Source organism: Microbacterium sp. B19, from assembly GCF_000333395.1.
Taxonomy (GTDB): Bacteria; Actinomycetota; Actinomycetes; order Actinomycetales; family Microbacteriaceae; genus Microbacterium.
The window spans coordinates 1-2385 of the sequence record NZ_BADA01000534.1 but is presented as its reverse complement, the minus strand read 5'-3'; the positions used below and the strand labels follow the sequence as shown (position 1 = coordinate 2385).

3 protein-coding genes are annotated in these 2385 nt (G+C 69.9%); all 3 read right to left on the bottom strand.

The genetic code is table 11. The annotated features are described in order from the left end of the window. On the bottom strand, positions 1-893 hold an 893-nt coding region (locus I5G_RS23500), incomplete at its 3' end, for an aconitase family protein (RefSeq protein WP_275574428.1). Between the two features lie 133 nt (positions 894-1026). Further along, on the bottom strand, positions 1027-1776 hold the full coding sequence (locus I5G_RS18165; protein ID WP_022880326.1) for a DUF3159 domain-containing protein: 750 nt from the start codon (positions 1774-1776) through the stop codon (positions 1027-1029). Further along, positions 1773-2186 carry a DUF3710 domain-containing protein gene (locus tag I5G_RS18160; protein WP_022880325.1) on the bottom strand — a complete coding sequence of 138 codons (414 nt, stop codon included), beginning with the start codon at positions 2184-2186 and terminating at the stop codon, positions 1773-1775. Before I5G_RS18160 ends, I5G_RS18165 begins: the two co-directional genes overlap by 4 nt. Positions 2187-2385 lie beyond the last annotated feature (199 nt).

The window sequence follows — 2385 nt, the reverse complement described above, 5'->3', positions numbered from 1 at the left end:
GCGCGGTTCGCGAGCGGGACGGATGCCACGCCCTCGCCGTAGAACTCGACGAACTTGCCCACGACGCCGTGCTTGCGGAGCATGTCGGTGATCGTGAGGACGACGTCGGTCGCGGTGACGCCGGCGGGGATCTCGCCGCTGAGCTTGAAGCCGACGACGCGCGGGATGAGCATCGACACGGGCTGGCCGAGCATCGCGGCCTCGGCCTCGATGCCGCCGACGCCCCAGCCCAGCACGCCCAGGCCGTTGACCATCGTGGTGTGCGAGTCGGTGCCGACGCAGGTGTCGGGGTAGGCGCGCAGGACGCCGTCGACGGTGCGGTCGTAGACGACCTTGGCCAGGTGCTCGATGTTGACCTGGTGCACGATGCCGGTGCCCGGCGGGACGACCTTGAAGTCGTCGAAGGCGGTCTGGCCCCAGCGGAGGAACTGGTAGCGCTCACCGTTGCGCTCGTACTCGATCTCGACGTTGCGCTCGAGGGCGTTCTCGCTGCCGAAGAGGTCGGCGATGACGGAGTGGTCGATGACCATCTCGGCCGGGGAGAGGGGGTTGATGCGGTTGGGGTCGCCGCCGAGGGCCGTGACGGCCTCGCGCATCGTGGCGAGGTCGACGATGCAGGGGACGCCGGTGAAGTCCTGCATCACGACGCGTGCGGGCGTGAACTGGATCTCGGTGTCGGGCTCGGCATCCGGGTTCCACGAGCCGAGGGCGCGGATCTGCTCCGCGGTGACGTTGGCGCCGTCCTCGGTGCGGAGGAGGTTCTCGAGCAGCACCTTCAGGCTGAACGGGAGCTTCTCGTACCCGGCGACGGTGTCGATGCGGAAGATCTCGTAGTCGGTGCTGCCGACTGTCAGGGTGCTCTTGGCACCGAAGCTGTCAACCGTGGACACGATCGTCTCCTTCGTCGGCGAATGCGCAGGCGTCGGCCCGCCATCCCCCATCTTCCCCTCGCGGTTCGGAGGATGCCAGGAAGGCCGACCTAACCGTGCGGGGAGGGGGATTTATCTTGATATCAAGATAAATATATCAGGACTCGCGCTTCGGGGAGAGTGCGCGCACGGCGAGCCACGTGACCGCGACCATCGGCGCGAAAAGCGGCAGTCCCATGACGATCTTGAGCGTTCCGAGCGCCGTGACGTCGCCGGCGAAGTAGAGCGGCAGCTGGACGATGAGGCGCGCGGCGAACAGCGCCGCCCAGCCGAGCGACAGCAGGGAGTACACGCGCCGCTTGCGCTTGTCTGTGCGCCAGGCCGTCCCCTCGCCGAGCAGGTATCCGGCGATGAGACCGATCAGCGGCCAGCCCACGAGGACCGACACCAGGAACGCCGCACCGTAGGCGCCGTTGGTGAAGAACCCGAAGACGAAGTTGTCCTGGCCACGGCCCGTGAACAGCGTCAGGACCGCGGCGGCCACGGTCGCGAGGAGTCCGCCGATCGCGGCGCTCGGCGGAGACTTGGCCACGAGCCGCGCGATCGTGAAGACGAGCGCGAGCCCCACCGAGACCCCGAGGCTCAGGGGCAGGTTGCCCTGGTGCGTCTCCGGGTCGCTCGTGACGGTGAAGAGCACCACGAAAGCGAGCGACGGCAGGACGGATTCCAGGATGCCGCGCCATCCGCCCATCGCGGCCCACACGGCCGCGCCGGTCGAGGTGTGCTTCGACGGGTCGAGGCCCGCACGGCGGGCGGCATCGCCGAGCGCCGCCGAGAGGCTGTCGGCCGCGGAGGGCGGCTCGAGCGGGACGCGGTCGGCGTCGTCGGGTCGCGCCGGCTCGGTCATGCCGTGCCGGGGGTTGTCGGCATCCGGAGCGGGATCAGATCGCGCGGCGGCATGGGCGATCCGCCGCGCACGACGACGATCGAGCGGAACAGGTCTTCCACCGCTGCCGCGGCCTCGACGTCGGAGGTCGCCGCTCCCCCGATCACGCCGCGGAGGAACCACCGCGGGCCGTCGACACCGACAAAGCGCGCGAGGCGCTTGGTGGCGCCGTCGGGACCGGCCACGACCGGCACCTCGGCGAGGAGCTCGGGGCCGAGGGGGACGACGCCGAGGTTGGGGCCGAGGTGACCGCCGGTGCGGGCGACGTTCTCGACGAGGAACGAACGGATCTCGGCCGCGAGCTGGCGCAGCTGATCGGGGGTGAGACCGTCGAGGTCACGGGGACCGTGGATGCCGGGTAGGAGAGCCATGTGACTCCTCTCGTGCGGTGCGCACAGAGGTCTGCGCGTCTGTCGATTCTAGTCTCGGCGCCGGGAAGAGGNCCCGGCATGGCTTTGCAGCGAGCGATCGATGGTGTCGGGAAAACGCACCGCGCCCCGGGGGCCCGAGCTCCCGGGGGCGCGTCGAGGGCGGGTCAGACGAGCGAACGCAGCACGTACTGCAGGATGC

Bases quoted from the DNA above. Each gene is read 5' to 3' on its own strand.
- I5G_RS18165 (WP_022880326.1), bottom strand. From the start codon at position 1,776: ATGACCGAGCCGGCGCGACCCGACGACGCCGACCGCGTCCCGCTCGAG.
- I5G_RS18160 (WP_022880325.1), bottom strand. From the start codon at position 2,186: ATGGCTCTCCTACCCGGCATCCACGGTCCCCGTGACCTCGACGGTCTC.